The organism is Myxococcales bacterium, from assembly GCA_016706225.1.
Classification (GTDB): domain Bacteria; phylum Myxococcota_A; class Polyangia; order Polyangiales; family Polyangiaceae; genus JADJKB01.
On the sequence record JADJKB010000005.1, the window covers coordinates 309,653 to 324,347 of the forward strand.

A 14,695-nucleotide genomic window follows, 5' to 3' on the forward strand; every position below is an offset into this window, starting at 1 on the left:
ACTGCTGGGCCACCCGTGACCAATTCGGCATTCCAGACCATCGCTGGTGACATCGGAGCCGGCCACACGCTGGGCCGCTACGAGCTGCTCATGCCGATCGCGTCGGGCGGAATGGCCATGGTCTGGGCGGCCCGTCTGCGAGGCTCGCGGGGCTTCCAGAAGATCGTCGCGGTCAAGACCATGCTGCCCAAGCTGTCGGAAGATCCGCAGTTCGAGCGCATGTTCCTGGACGAAGCGTCCTTGGCCTCGCAGGTGAGGCACCCGCACGTCGTCGAGATCATGGATCTCGGCGAGCAGGACGGCGTGTTGTTCCTCGTCATGGAGTGGATCGAGGGCGTGCCCCTCAGCTCGCTGATCAAGGCTGCTCGGGCGACGGGCGGGATCCCGTTGCCCGTCGCCGTGCGTATCGCCATGCACGCCTGCGCCGGTCTGCACGCCGCCCACGAGCTCCGGGACGCCGCGGGTGATCTGGTCGGCCTCGTGCACCGCGACGTGTCCCCCCAGAACCTGTTGGTCACCTACGATGGCGTCACCAAGGTCGTGGACTTTGGCGTTGCCAAGGCCATGGGCAGCGGTGGCTTCAACACCCAGGGCGGTCAGATCAAAGGCAAGCTTGCCTACATGGCGCCCGAGCAGATCCAGGGCGAGAGCATCGACCGGCGGGCTGACGTGTTTGCGCTGGGCATCGTGCTCTACGCGATGACGACCGGGAAACACCCGTTCCGCAAGGAGTCCGACGCGGCAACGCTCTACCGGATCTGTTCGCCGGATCCCGCAGTCTCGCCACGCAAGGTCTCGCCCAGCTACCCGCTTCCCCTCGAGCGAGTGGTCATGCAGGCCCTCGCCAAGAATCCAGCGCGCCGCTACAAATCCGCGAACGAGCTGCTCGTTGCACTCGATCAGGCGTTGCCGGCGAGCATGCGGGTCAGCTCAGACGAACCGGTCGCGGAGTGGGTGCGCAACCTGATGGGCAAGGTGCGCGACGAGCAGAAGACACGCCTCTCCGACGCCCTCGAGCGAGCTGACTCGAAACCTCAGCCGCCGCCCCCGCTGCGCCAGGTCCTCGAGTCTCAACCGCCGCCGGGTCGCAACAGCGTCAGCGGAGTCAGCGACGTCTCGTCCGTGAGCGAGGTGTCGGGCGGCCGCATGAGCGGCGAGACCTCTGGTTTCGTGGGTGTGATGGCGCCGCAGGTCTCCGAGACTCCCGGCATCGGCATTCTGCCGGCGCCGCCACCAGCCAAGAGCCACCGGGCGCTCTACGTGGTTGGTGGGATTGCGTTGCTCGGCATTGGAGCCGCTGTCGCACTCTGGCTCTCGGGAACCCGCTCGGTCGAGGCTGCGAGCGCACCGACGACGCCAGCCCAGGCGACGACAGCGCCCGCGACGCCTGCAGAGCCCGAGGCCACGGTTCGGCCGGAGGCGTCTGCCGAACCGGAGTCTTCGGCAGCCGCCGACACGAGCGCAGCCCCCGAGGCGTCCTCCGCTCCAGAGGCTCAGGCCGCGGCCAAACCCGTTGCCGGCAAGCGCTGGGCCCCGAGCGCGCCGCCCGCCAAGAGCGCGACCAAACCCAGCGCACCGAGTTCCAAGCCCACCGGCAAACCGAGCTTGGGCGTCGACAAAGATTTCCAGTAGAAGCCCGAGCATCAATGGCGCGAAAGCTCTTCACGTTCCTCCTCGTGGTTGCTTTGTCCTGTGTGGTCGCCGTCGCCGGGGCGCAAAAGAAGAAGGGCGGAAAGAAGCCCAAGCCCGCAGCCAGCGCCCAGCCGGCGGAAGAAGCACCCAAAGCGCCGGCAGCACCCGAGCCCGATCCCGCCGAACAGAAGAAGGCCGAAGCGCGCACGCATTTCGAGCGGGCCTTGTCGCTGTTCGACGAAGAGGCTTGGGACGCGGCGCTGGTCGAGTTCGCTCGGTCGCGCGAGCTGTATCCGACGCGCGCCGCCACCAAGAACTCGGCCATCTGCCTGCGCCGCCTGCATCGCTTCGACGAGGCGCTCGACATGTTCGATGTGCTCTTGCGCGAGTTCCCCGACTTGCCCGCTCAGGACAAGAGCCTGGTGGAGCGCGAGGTGTCGGAGCTCCGTTCTCGCGTGGGCACCGTCGACATTCATCTGACCGAACCCGGAGCCAGCATCGTCATCGACGGCCGAAATCGCGGAAAGAGCCCGACGGCGGGCCCCCTGCGTGTCTCCGTCGGCTCGCACGTCGTCCGCGTCTTCAAGCGTGGCTACTCCCCGTTCGAGCAGCGCGTCGACGTCAGCAGCGGGCAGAACGTGCCACTCGAGGTCAAACTCTCCGCGCTGACCCAGTCCGGCACGCTGAAGGTCTCCGAGAAGAGCGGGAAGAACGCCGAGGTGTTGGTCGACAACGTGGTCGTCGGGCGAACGCCTTGGGAGGGCCCGTTGCCACGTGGAGACCACACGGTCCAGTTGAAGGGCGAGGACAAGCTGGGCACCGAGCCGAGCTTGGCCGTGGTCAAGCTGGGCCGAGACACCGTGCTCACCCTGGAGCTCGAGAACCTGGAGAGCGAGCTCCGCGTCGAGCCGAAGCCCGCCGGGGCAACGGTCTCGGTCAATGGTGTCTCAGTCGGCCGCGGCATCTGGGACGGGAGGCTGCGGTCAGGCAGCCACAAGGTGGAGCTCAGTGGCGAGGGTTTCCTGAGCGCCGAGCGGCAGGTGTCGCTCAAAGCGGGGCAGCGTGCGGTGGTCGCCGTCACCCTCGAGCGCGATCCGGAGTCACCACTCTGGCGGGTCGACAGTCCACCGGCCATTGCTCTCGAGTTGGACGTGGGCGCGCTGGTCAGCCCGACGCTCGGCGGCGACCTCGACGACAGCTGCAGCGGTGATTGCAAGAAGTCGCTCAGCCAGGGCTTCGTCGGCTTCGCACACCTCGGCTACGACGTGAGCTCGAAGGTCACGCTCTCCCTCGATGTCGGCTACCTGGCCATCCGCCAAAAAATCTCCGGACGCGACGCGGAGATCACACCGCTCGGTCGGCCGGCGAACCCGGGCACGGCGTTCGACACGCTGTGGCTCAGAGGCGTTGCGCTGGGGGCTTCATTCGGATTTCGCACGGGTCCCCGCTGGCCCGTCACCGTCCGGGTCGGCGCCGGCGCGCTCGTCGCAGGGCTGACGGACACTCGAGACGGTCGCTTCGATACGAATCCCAACGCCAGTGGGCAGTCTGCGCGTTACACCATCGACAGCGTCGAAGAGTCGATCCCCGCGCGCTACTTCTATGCGGCGCCGGAGCTGCGGGTCGGGCGGCGCATGGGGAACTCCGAGCTGTCCTTTGGCGTCCAGGGCTTGCTGCTCTTTGCCCTGACCCAGCCCAAGTGGAAGGACAAGAGCCCAGTGCTCACCGGCAACTGCTCCAGCGTCGGCTCGGGCTGTGTCACGGATGGCGAGGGCACCTTCGGCGAGCAGGCAGTGGCCGGAAAGATGCTGCTCCTGATCGCGCCGCAGCTCGGATTCCGCCACGATTTCTGAGGGCCGCCTTCCCCGACGACTGCCGACTTGGACCGGGCGGCCCGCCTCGTCCATAATCCAGCCCATGCGGAAGCTCTTGGGCGTCGCGGTCTTCTGGACGTTTGTCGTGGTGGGGTCTCTCTTCGGCTGCTCCAGCGCCGGCGGGGGAGGTGGCGGCAATGGCGCTACCGGCAACGCCGGCGGAGTCGGCGGCAACGGTGGCAGCGGCAACACGGGAGCCATCACCTTCGGCGGCAACGGCGGCAGCATCAACGTGGGCGGCGGCGGCACCGCTGGCAGCGGCGGGCAGTTCGTCGGTGACCCGAAGACGTGCGCGCAGGCCGGGCAAGCCAAGACCTACATTGGTTGTGACTTCTGGCCGACCGTGGTGGCGAACAACGTCTGGTCCATCTTCGACTTTGCGGTCGTCGTGGCCAACGCGGGGGACACACCCGCGGACGTCGTGGTGGAGCGCAACGGGCAGCAAATCGTGACGGGCAGCGTTGCCCCGAACGGTCTCGAGAAGTTCTATCTGCCGTGGGTGCCGGAGCTGAAGGGGCCGGACGCGAACTCGACCGGCTCGGCGACACCGCTCAGCCAATCGGTGCGCTCGCCCGGCGGCGCCTACCACCTGACGAGCTCGGTCCCCGTGACCGTCTATCAGTTCAATGCCCTCGAGTACAAAGGTCAGGGCGGGCCCACCGGCAAGAGCTGGGCGTCGTGTCCCGGAAGCTCCAGCGGCATCGGTTGTTTCTCGTTCTCGAACGACGCTTCGCTGCTCTTGCCGACCACAGCGCTCACCGGCAACTACCGCATCACGGGCCAGAAGGGCTGGGTCGCGCCAGGCCTGAACATGGGGCCGTACTTCGCCGTGACCGGCACCGCCGACAACACGACGGTGACCGTGCTCACGGGTCTCGGTTCGACCATCATGGGCGGCGGTGGCATCGCCCAGACGGGGCCCGGCCAGGTCATGAGCTTCAGCGTCAATCGCGGCGAGGTCGTGGAATTGCTGGGCGCGGCTACGGGCGATCTGAGCGGCACCCTCGTGCAGGCGACCTCTCCGATCCAGGTCATCGCCGGCATCCCCTGCATCCAGTCGCCCATCGGCACGCAGGCCTGTGATCACATCGAGGAGAGCGTGTTCCCCGCAGAGACGCTGGGCCGGCACTACTTCGTAGCTCCGCCGACCGGGCCTCTGGGCAACGCCCCGGGTCACGTCGTGCGCATCTACGGCAACGTCGACAACACGAACCTTCAGTACCCGAGCGGCGCGCCGGCCGGCGCACCGACCGTGATCGGCGCAGGTCAGGTGGTGGATCTCGGAGTCGTCAAACAACCCTTCGAGGTGCTCAGCTCGGATCACGAGTTCGCCGTCGGCATGTTCCAGCTCGGAGCCGCGATGGTCGATCCCGTGACGAAAGCTCCGAATCAGAAGGGTGATCCGGCCCAGAGCCTGGCCACCGCCGTCGAGCAGTTCCGCACGAAGTACGTATTCCTGGCCCCGGACGACTACGACGTGAGCTACGTCGACGTCGTGATGCCCGATGGCGCCAACGTGGTCATCGACGGCTCGGCGCCGGCCGCGTCGCCGACCGCGCTCGGCAGCGGATTCTCGATCTTGCGCGCTCAGCTGAGCGGTGGTGTCGGTGGCGCTCACCTCCTGACCAGCGACAAACCCGTCGGCATCCAGGTCGTGGGTTACGGCAGCTACACCAGCTACCAGTACCCAGGTGGGCTCAACCTGACGCTGATCGCGCCGCCGCCTCCGCCCATCAAGTAAGGCTGGTTCGTCGGATTCACACGATGCATTTCGCGGGCGGCGGCAGGCTCGGCTGAGTGGGGACCTGCGGCAGCAGTTGCCGCAGGCGCCAGGCCTGAGCGAAGTTTTGGCGCTCGGCCTTGGTCAGCGCCTCGACGGAGCGCCCGAGGATGAGCGCGGGTAGCACGAGCTGACCAAAGGTCAGCGTGACCAGCATGATCTCGGCAGGCATCGGTGTGTAGGACAGCATGACCGGCAGGATCTTCAGGACGCCGTCCTCGAACAGGTAGGACGGTGGCAAGATGCCGAGCCAGCCCAGGATCGCGGGCACGAAGACCGAGCAAAACGCCAGGCCGAACACCAGCCAGCGCGTCTGCCGATTGGCGCGGATGCTCACCACGTACGCGGCGGAGGTGGCCATGGCGATCCCCGGCGTCAGCACGAACGGGCCGAGCAGGGTGCTCAGGATGCCCACCACCACGAAGTTCAAGATCAGGTTCCGCCGCATGTGGGTCGGTCCAGCGTTGCCGGTCCGGGCAATCCAGAAGGTCTGAAGCGTGAGGAGCGACAGCGCACCGGTCATGAGCCCGGCCGCTAGCCAGCTCTTCACTCCCATCCAAAGCGCGAGCGGGAAGCCGATGAACCAGCTGGCGTAGCCGAAGACCGAGCGCTGGGAGGACGACCGGCGGTCGGCCAGCTCGACTGCTTTGAGCTCCGCTTCGGCCTCTGGAGAGAGCTCATCGGTTGCGCCGAGCACCCAGTCGCTGATCATGGCGACGGCGGCGGAGTCGGTGGGGTCGAGGGCGATGGCACGAGTGAGCTCCCTCAGTCCCTCCACCCGCTTCTGCTTGTCGGCGCCGTCGGCCAGCGCCTCCCGGGCGTTGGCCAGGTGCTGTTCGATCAGCTCCCGGCGTCGCTCGGCGTCTCGCTCACCGTCCAGGTAGGCCTCGATCGCGTCGAAGAGCGCGCGCGCGGAGTCAAAACGGTCCTCTGGCTCGATGGCTGTGGAGCGCATACAAATGTCGTCGAGCTCCGGCGGAATGCCTCGGTCGGGCGCCCAACGGCTCGGCGCAATCGGCGCCTGAGTCAGCGTCGAGCCGATCACGGCGTTCAGCGACTTGCCGCGATGCAGCGCCTCGAGTGAGAGCAGCTCGAAGAGAATCGCGCCGAGGGCGTACACATCGGAAGCAGGGGTCAGCGCGTTCGTCTCGCCCCGAGCCTGCTCCGGCGACATGTATCCGGGGGTTCCGACCACAGAACCGACCTGGGTCTCCGGCACGGCCTCGGTGTCGGCGACCACCGCCGCTTCCGCGTCAATGTCCGCGGCGCCGCGGATGCGCGCGATGCCCCAGTCGAGCACGTACACCTCGCCGAAATCTCCCAGCATGATGTTGGCAGGTTTCAGATCGCGGTGGATGACCCCGCGGTTGTGGGCATAAGCGACCGCGTTGCAGACCTGACTCATCGCCGACAGCAGCTTGCGGCGGCCGTACTTCGCCTGGCCTTCCGGGTCGCCGCGTCGCAGCGCGCTGATGATCTCCTCGAGGGTGTCGCCCTTCACGCGTTTCATCGTGAAGAACTCCTGCCCGCCTTCGTCCCGACCGATGTCGTAGACGGGCACCACGCTCGGATGCTCGAGCTGCCCTTGCACCCGCGCCTCCCGGAGAAATCGCGCGCGAGCCCCTTGCTGCGAGCCGGTTCCGGCGCGCATCACCTTCATCGCAACTTCGCGGCCGACCCAAGCGTCCCCGCACAGGCGCACTTCCCCCATGCCGCCGGCGCCGAGCACTCGGCGAGCGCTGTAGCGGCCCCCGGGGTCGAACGAGACGGGGCTCGGGTCCACCGTGCGGGGCTCGGAGTCGCCGCTGTCCTTGGCGACCATCGTCGTCGCCATGTCGAAGCCGTCCGTGTCGAGCTTCAGCGTCCCGCCGCGCGCCTCATCGGTCATGGGGGCACGATAGCGCAGGCGCGCGCGTCTTTCAGGGCCAGGGAGGCCGAGTCTTGTGCTTCAGGACGCCGTACGGATGGGCAAACACCAGACGGAGTCGCCCTCCGTGAGGCCCAGATGTTCAATCACACTCTGAGGTAGGCGAACTGCGTCCTTGCCTTGGTAGACCAGTCCGGCCGCTACGGCCCGGAAGTACGGGGGGGCCGCCTGGTCCAGCGCGCATAACCCGGCAACGGGTCTTTCGCTCGGCGATGCGACCCCGACGAGACGCCGCTTTTCGGTCTCTTGAACCAAGCTAATCTCGTCGGTCGGTGCCGTGAAGTGAGGTCCGCCGTCGAACGGGTCCACCCGGTGCGCGTAGCGGAACCCGATGCGCTTGAGCATCTTCTCGACGCCCTTGGTCTGCGCGCCGACCTTTCCGATGACGTCCTGCGCTTCTTTCGACAGCAGCGAAGCGTAGATCAGCCCGCTGGGGAAGAGATCCTTGATGAACTCCTTGTTCTCGCTCGACAGGAGATCCGCCTCTGCGTAGCTCAGGTTGCAGAAGCGCCGGCCGAGGGCCTCCCACAAGTGGCTCGTGCCGTCGGACTCGAGCGGCGGAAGGAGCTCCGCGAGTACTTCGTTCTGAAACAGCTCACGGTGGGCCGCGATGTAGAGGAAGCGCACGTACGAGATCAAGATCCCGAGTCGGTCTTTGGCGGCGCGATACTTGGGCAAGACCACCAGGCCGCCGATCTCGGTCGGGCCCTTGTAAGAGAACCCGATGCGCAGCACGGTATGCAAGAAATGCTCGTCTCGAGTGTTGCTGTATTTCTCCTCGTCTATCACGTCGAGGTAGATGTACGGCGCGTCGCGGCGTCCCAGCTGGGTGACGACCATGCTCGTGCCCACGGCGCGGTTCTCTTCCAGATCCCAGAGCACAAACACGAATTTGCGATGGGAAACGCTGCGGATTTCCCCGGCAAAGCTCTTCTTGCTGTGCTCGACCAGGCGGTTCACGTGCCCGCGGTCATGCGGGAGGTTGACGGTGTTCAAGTGGCGCGCAAGCGCCAGGATCGGCTCCTCGTCCTCGGGCAACGCCGCTCGAATTTCGTAGCGCACGGGCATCGAACAACGGGTTTAACACGGGTCCCCGACCCCCGAGCAAAGTCCCGGCCAGCGTGCTAAAACGCGGCTCAGTGACCGAGTCATTTCGCCAATTTCAGGGCACCAAGAGCTACATCACCGATCCGGCGCTGGAGGCGGCGGTCAACGCGGCGGTCGCGCTCGAACGTCCATTGCTCGTCAAGGGTGAGCCGGGGACGGGCAAGACGCTGCTGGCTACCGCGATTGCCGATGCCATGGGGCACCCGATGATCCACTGGCCGGTCAAGTCGACCACCCGCGCTCAAGACGGGCTCTACGTCTACGACACGGTGCAGCGGCTGTACGAAGCGCGGTTCGGGGACGCGGGTCCCGAGGCGGTCAAGGACATCCGGCGTTACATCAAGCTGGGTGCGCTCGGACGGGCGCTCTCGTCGTCGGAGCGGGTCGTGCTCCTGATTGACGAGGTAGACAAGGCCGATCTGGAGTTTCCCAACGACTTGCTGCACGAGCTCGATCGAATGCGGTACTTCGTGTCCGAGACGAACGAAGAGATCGTGGCTCGGCATCGCCCCGTCGTGGTGATCACCAGCAACAACGAAAAGGAGCTGCCCGACGCCTTCCTGCGTCGCTGCGTGTTCCATTTCATCGACTTTCCCGAGCCGGACCTGATGAAGCGCATCGTGCGGGTGCACCATCCAGAGGTGGACGAGGCGCTGGTCGACCAGGCGCTCGGCGCGTTCTACGATCTGCGGGCGGTGCCGCGACTGCGCAAGCGCCCGAGCACGAGCGAGCTCATCGATTGGATCGCGGTCCTGGCGAAGAGCGACGTCGGGGCCGACCGCATCAAGAGCGAGCTGCCGTTTGCCGGAGTCCTGATCAAGAAAGAGCAAGATCAGGTGACGCTGGCCGAACAACGCTCGGGCCGCGCCCGGCGCTGGTGAATCGCTCCCGTCGCAGAGATTTCGCCTGGCAGGCGGCACATGTCCCTCGCCGCCGCCGGCGAGATTTGCTAGCTGTCACCCCGTGAAAGACTGGTCATTTCCCCGAGCCGACGCCCTGCCCGTGTACGCCTTCGTTGCGACCGACGCCATGAAGGCCAAGGTCCTCGGGACCGGAGCAGACTTGATCGACCTCGGGCTCGGTAACCCCGACAGCCCGACGCCGCAGCCCATCGTCGATCAGCTGCACGCTGCGGCCGACGTGGGCAAGAACCACCGCTATCACCCGGGGCGTGGGCTGCCGGCGCTGCGAAAGGCAATCGCCGCCTGGTACGAACGGCGATATCACGTCAGCTTCGACCTCGACAAAGAGACCCTGGTCACGATGGGTGCCAAAGAGGGGATCAGCCACCTGTGTCTGGCGATCCTCGACCGAGGAGACACCGCGGTCGTCCCCGACCCGTGTTATCCGATCCACGAGGGCGCCCCGGCCATCGCGGGCGCGGCGGTCAAGGGCTACCTGGTCAGCGAGGGGCTCGAGCCGGCGAAGGCCGTAGCCGACTCGATTCAAGCGCTCGAGAAGGCGGGCGGCAGCGTGAAGCTCGTGATCGCCAACTACCCGCACAACCCCACCGGCGTCGTCATCTCGAAGCCGGCGCTCGCGGAGCTCTTGCGGGTCGTCCAGCGGTCGGGCGCCATGCTGCTGCACGACGCGGCCTACGCCGACTTCGATTTTTCAGTGCGGCACGCCCCGAGCATCTTCGACTGCGGCATCGACTCGGCGGAGGTGAAGAAATTTGCGGTCGAGGTCTTCTCGATGTCGAAGAGCTACAACATGCCGGGTTGGCGCATCGCCTACATGGTCGGCAACGCGCGCATGCTCGCGGCGCTCTCGCACCTCAAGACGTACATGGACTACGGCACGTTCATCCCGCTGCAGTTCGCGGCGGCCTGGGCGCTCGAGCACGGTGATCACCTGGTGGACGAGATCCGCGAGCTGTATCGCTCGCGGGCAACGGCGCTTGCTCAGGGGCTCGTCAAGGCCGGCTGGGGCGACGTGCCCGAGCCGAGTGGAACGATGTTCGTGTGGGCCAAGCTGCCACGGCAGCTCGCCGAAAAAACCGCGCTCGAGACCACCAGCTGGTTGATCGAAAACGCACACGTCGCCGTCTCGCCGGGCACCGGTTTTGGTCCTGGTGGCACCGGCTTCGTGCGCTTTGCGTTGATCGAAGATCCGCCGCGTGTCGACGAAGCCTGTCGACGCATCGGCGCTGCGCTCGCCAAGCTGTGACGCGCGGGCGTCTCGAGCGAACGCGCTATCGAAGAATGAGAATGATCACAGGAAGGCGGAAGGGGAGCGGATTTGGAGCGGGCGGGATCGAAGAATGAGAATGATCACAGGAAGGCGGAAGGGGAGCGGGTTTGAATTGAGCAGAGCAGAGCGCCCTGCTGTGCGTCGTTCTGACCCTCGGTGCTTCGGTCTTCCTGTGAATTTCTTCGACTGAGACCGTCTTGCGAGGATCGCGTTGGCGTTGTGAGCGCGCCGCTAGTTGCTCGACTCGAGCAGGCGGTGGATGCGATCGGGGACGAGTCCGTAACCCTCGGCGGCGGCGAGGAGCGCGGCGTTGTTGGGGAGCTCGGTCAGAAATAGCCGCGCGTAGGTGGTGCCAAGTAGCCCTTCGAGCCGGCGCTGCAGCGGTTTCAATCCTTGAGTGACGGCGCTCTTGGCGAGGTCGTCGTTTCCGAGGGCGAGCCAGGCGTCGTGCAGCGGCAAGTAGACACTCGACTCGTTGAGCAGACACGGCGCGCCACTCTCCAGGAGCTCCGCCGCCTCCCTCGCCAGCTCCGCGGCCCGCTCGGAGTTCCCGCATCTCCGCTCGGCCTCCGCCCAGAGGCCGAGGGCCGCGGGCAAGATGTCGCGGTTGCCAGTGGTGCGGTAACCCTCGGCGGACATGCGCAGGAGCGCTGCGGCTCGTTTCCACGCTGCCTCGTTGTTGCCCCGGAGCAGCTCCATGCCGCGATAAAAGAGGACACCAAGGTTTGCGCGATCGGGCGCGGCCCAGCTGCCGCTCGCCGTCGAGTCCGCTTCCGCCCGCACTTCGGCCAGGTGGCCCTCGAGCGATTTGTCGTTGCCGAAGGTTGCCGCCCAACCCAGCAGGTTCATCTGCGCATGGCGCACCGCGCCCGAGCTGCCAATGGCGTCGGCCAAGGCCAGTCCCGTCTCCAGCGCGCCGCGCGCCTCTTGGCGTGCGCCGATGCTGGTGAGGGCGAAGCCCAGGTTGGTCATCAGCATCGCCTCGCGCTCCTTGAGACCAGCCGAGCGCGCGGCTTTTACCGCGTTGCGGCGAGCCTCGAGGGCGGAGGTCACCGCGCCCTGGGTCTGGCGCACGATGGCCAGGGTTTGCCAGGCGTCCACGGCGGCCGCGGAAATCGCCCCTCGCTCCGCCAGCTCGAGCAAGCGTGCAGCCTCGGCCTCCGCTTCGGCGAAGCGCCCGGCGAACGCCAAGCGAGTGGCCAGGGCGGCCGAGCAGCGAGCCTCTTCGTCGTGCAGCCCGAGCGCCTCGGCTTTGTCGCGCGTCTCGGCGAGGCGTGCGGTGATCTCGTGGCCGACGCCGCGCGCATCGTCGTACCGTGCGCGCGCGCCGGTCGCACGCACCGTGCTCGGCTCGTCGTACACGTTGTCCTCCATCGCACTGACGGCGGTCTCGCGTTCGCCCGAGCGCGGGTCGAGCCGGCTCATCGCCTCGTCCAGGTACGAGGCGCGCAAGAAGGCTGGCTGTTTTTCCTCGGCGAAGGCCAGCGCCCGCTCGGCCATGCGCAAGGCGTCGGCGAGTGCGTTCGTCGCGAGCGCACGCTGGGCGGCGCGCGCCCAGTGTTCCGCCGCCGCGACCTCCTGCCCGCCGAGGTCGTAGTGACCCGCGACTGTCGCTGCGTCCTCTCCCATCCGGGCCAACCAGCCCGCCGCGAGCCCGTGCAGCTCTTTGCACTCGCGTTCACCCAGCCGCGAGTAGGCAACCTCGCGCACCAGCGCATGTTTGAACACCCACTCGCGCGTGCCGGGAAAGCGCGATTGGTTTTGCTCCATGAGGACTTCGGCAGCGGCGAGCGCCTTCATCACACTCTCGGCGTTGGCCAGTCCCAGCGCTTCGAGCCCAGCATCCCAGCAGGTCTGTCCGAACACACTCAAGCGACCGACCGCATCGCGACACTCGTCGTCGAGGGAGTCCAAGCTGACCTGAATCGCGGCCTCGATGGTGGGTGCGTTGACGGGTGTCTCCCGGGCCGCCGTGATGCGCGCGAGCTCTTCGGCAAAGAGCGGCAGCCCGGCGCTCTGATCCGCAATGCGGTCGAGCACGTCGTCGGGGGTGCCTTCCCCCATGAGCGCCCGAGCGATGGTGCGAGTCGCACGCTTGGAGATCGGGCGAAGCTCGAGACGAACGTGATCACGACCGGCGAACCGGCTGGGGTTATCCTGCCAGAAAGCGGGTCGGACCAGCGCGATCACCAGCAGCGGTCGGTGCGCCGCACGCCCCAGCATGTGATCGAGCCAACCAATGCTCTCCGGGTCGCACCACTGCAGATCTTCGGTCACGACGACGGTGGGCTGTTGGGCCGCCACCTGCAGCACGAGGTCGGTCATCGCAAGCCACAGCACGTCACGCGCGCCGCGCGGGTCGAGCCCCTCAGGCAACGCGGCGTTCGCCAGCAAGCGCGCCAGAATTTCGCGATTCTTGCTGGTGAGCTCGCTGCGCGTCGCGGGTCCGAGCCGACCGACGATCGCCGCTTCGGCCTCCTGGCTCGTGGCACCCTTTGACAAGCCGACGATGGCGCGCAGCACATCGGCTGCGCCACCGAGTGCGTGCCCCGTGCCGTAGGCGTCGCTGCGTTGGATCACGACCACTGGGGCATCCGCACTGGCCGAGATGCGAGCGAGCACTTCGCGCCGCAGGCGGCTCTTGCCGATCCCGGGCGGGCCCGTCACGGTGACCAGGATCGGCGTGGCATCTCCGCGCGCGCGTTCGTAGGCACTCACGACCTGTGCCATCTCGGGCTCACGCCCCACGAAGGGAGCGCCGCCCGCGCGCTCGGCACGTGGTCCGCGAATTTGTTCGCCGACGATGCTCGAGGACCCGTCATCTCGCGCGCGGAACTCGAAGCGTCCTCGGCCGAGCTCGCTGGTCGTGGCGTCGGCGAGGACCGAAGACGGCTCCGCGTCGCGAGCCAGAGACGACGCCCGGTCGACGACCTCGCCGACGGGCTGGATCTCACCCGTCAGGCTGGTCATGTTCATGCGAGCGCGTCCGCTCGCGATGCCGACACGGGCGCCGGCGTGGGCCAGCTTTCGCCCGAGCTCCAGCGCCGTCGCCGCCTCGGTGCCGACCGAGTGGCGCGCGCCCAGGTGGGCGACGATGGAGTCGGCGCCCAGCGGAACCGCGTCGGCGCCGCGGGATTTGAGGTGTTCGAGGGCCCGCTCGCGGGCCGAGCCCTGGGCGAATTTCAGCGCGACGATCGAGGTCACGAGGCGCGACGCGCTCGAGCCGAGGCGGGTGGACAGCGCCGGCTCCCCCATGCCGGGCATGGGCCAGCTCGTGCGTTCGGCCTCGAGCTTTGCGTCCTCGAGCGCCGTGATGACCTCGCTCATGGTGCACGGACGGTGCTCGGGCTCCGTTGCGAGCATGCGATGCACGAGCGATTCCAGCATCGGTGGGGTGTCGCGGCGCAGCTCCGAGAGCCGAGGTGGTGGGGTGGTGACCAGGCGCGCCAGGGTTGCGATGGCGGTCGGCCCAACGTGGGGCGGTCGGCCCGCGATCAGCTCGAACAAGGTCGCACCGAGTGAGTAGATGTCCGAGCGAACGTCGATGGGGCCGTCCCCGCGGGCTTGCTCCGGTGCCATGTAGGCAGGAGTCCCGACGACGTCCCCGTTGCGCGTGATGCGAATGTCGCTGCCAGCGGCGACGCCGAAGTCGACCAGCTTGGGCAGGGCGTCGAGCTCTCCCGGCGGGGCGGGGCGCGAGCTGAGCACGATGTTGCCTGGCTTGATGTCGCGGTGGATCACGCCAGCCTCGTGCGCGGTCTGGAGGGCGGTCGCCACCAAGATGGTCAACTCCACGGCGTGTCGGATGGAGAGCGGGTTCTTCCGCTGACGGTTGGTCAGATCTTCGCCGTCCAGCCACTCCATCGCGATGAACGGTTGGCCCGAGTCCTCCAGCACCCCATACGCAATGATCTTCACGATGCCCGGGTGGTCGAGGTGGGTGAGGAGCTCACCCTCGCGCATCAGCCGCGTCTCTTCTTCCGGGGAGACCCCCGCTTCCGCTGCGATCACCTTGAGCGCGATGTATTGCTCGGTGACCTTGTCCCACGCCCGGTAGACGACCCCCGCGCCGCCTCGCCCAACCTCGCGCTCGGCGACGAAGCGGCCGCCCATCAAGCGGCCATCGGGGGGAGAAGAGGACACCACGGAAGCGGGAGCGTATCGGCTCCGCGACAGGGAGTC

General features: G+C 67.3%; 8 protein-coding genes. 5 read left to right on the plus strand and 3 right to left on the minus strand.

All coding sequences use genetic code 11. From position 1 onward, the window contains the following. Positions 1-15 precede the first annotated feature (15 nt). From IPI67_09195 to IPI67_09205, 3 genes are all read left to right on the plus strand, one after another. Positions 16-1,632 (plus strand): protein kinase, encoded by a 1,617-nt coding sequence (locus IPI67_09195; protein ID MBK7580365.1) that lies wholly within the window; start codon positions 16-18, stop codon positions 1,630-1,632. A 14-nt stretch (positions 1,633-1,646) separates the two neighbouring features. Continuing rightward, complete coding sequence (locus IPI67_09200; protein ID MBK7580366.1) at positions 1,647-3,485, plus strand: PEGA domain-containing protein; 1,839 nt, start codon at positions 1,647-1,649, stop codon at positions 3,483-3,485. Between the two features lie 64 nt (positions 3,486-3,549). Next, positions 3,550-5,247, plus strand: coding sequence for an IgGFc-binding protein (locus IPI67_09205; GenBank protein MBK7580367.1), 1,698 nt, complete (start codon positions 3,550-3,552; stop codon positions 5,245-5,247). 16 nt (positions 5,248-5,263) lie between these two features. Here the strand turns inward: IPI67_09205 and IPI67_09210 are convergent, their stop codons facing one another. Together IPI67_09210 and IPI67_09215 are read right to left on the minus strand one after the other, a co-directional pair. After that, complete coding sequence (locus IPI67_09210; protein ID MBK7580368.1) at positions 5,264-7,174, minus strand: serine/threonine protein kinase; 1,911 nt, start codon at positions 7,172-7,174, stop codon at positions 5,264-5,266. Between the two features lie 60 nt (positions 7,175-7,234). Then, positions 7,235-8,251, minus strand: coding sequence for an arginine N-succinyltransferase (locus tag IPI67_09215; GenBank protein MBK7580369.1), 1,017 nt, complete (start codon positions 8,249-8,251; stop codon positions 7,235-7,237). An 83-nt stretch (positions 8,252-8,334) separates the two neighbouring features. Here IPI67_09215 and IPI67_09220 point away from each other — a divergent pair, with 83 nt between their 5' ends. Continuing rightward, positions 8,335-9,201 (plus strand): MoxR family ATPase, encoded by an 867-nt coding sequence (locus IPI67_09220; protein MBK7580370.1) that lies wholly within the window; start codon positions 8,335-8,337, stop codon positions 9,199-9,201. Positions 9,202-9,283: 82 nt separating this feature from the next. Next, on the plus strand, positions 9,284-10,489 hold the full coding sequence (locus IPI67_09225; protein MBK7580371.1) for an aminotransferase class I/II-fold pyridoxal phosphate-dependent enzyme: 1,206 nt from the start codon (positions 9,284-9,286) through the stop codon (positions 10,487-10,489). Positions 10,490-10,744: 255 nt separating this feature from the next. Here IPI67_09225 and IPI67_09230 read toward each other — a convergent pair whose 3' ends face one another. Beyond that, the gene (locus IPI67_09230) at positions 10,745-14,626 is read right to left on the minus strand and encodes a protein kinase (GenBank protein MBK7580372.1); all 3,882 of its coding nucleotides are present in this window, start codon (positions 14,624-14,626) and stop codon (positions 10,745-10,747) included. Positions 14,627-14,695 lie beyond the last annotated feature (69 nt).